This window comes from Aquimarina sp. U1-2 (assembly GCF_017897595.1).
Lineage (GTDB): Bacteria > Bacteroidota > Bacteroidia > Flavobacteriales > Flavobacteriaceae > Aquimarina.
In genome coordinates this window covers 1-353 of the sequence record NZ_JAGKIK010000116.1, presented here as the reverse complement: position 1 = coordinate 353, position 353 = coordinate 1, and the positions used below count along the sequence as shown (strand labels likewise).

The 353-nt window shown below is 35.7% G+C and carries 1 pseudogene; it reads left to right on the top strand.

Annotation, left to right across the window (positions count from 1 at the left end):
• A pseudogene (locus J8281_RS19285) lies at positions 1 to 353 on the top strand (rhamnosidase); the annotation flags it as partial.

The window sequence follows — 353 nt, the reverse complement described above, 5'->3', positions numbered from 1 at the left end:
ACGCGAAGAGATATTTGCTAAAAGAAATTAAAAAAGCAGATAATCATTTAGGAACTGGATTTTTGGGAACACCTATTTTACCAAAGGTTTTAGATGATATGGGAGAAATTGATTTGATGTATGAGATAATCTTTAAAGAAACCTACCCATCATGGTTTTATTCCATCAATCAAGGAGCAACGACCATGTGGGAACGTTGGAATAGCTACAGCATAGAAGAAGGCTATAATAAACAACCAATGAATAGCTTAAACCATTACGCTTATGGTGCTATTGGGCAATGGATGTACGAACGTATTGCAGGTATTGCACCTTTAGCACCAGGTTATAAAAAAATAAAAATCGCTCCTGTG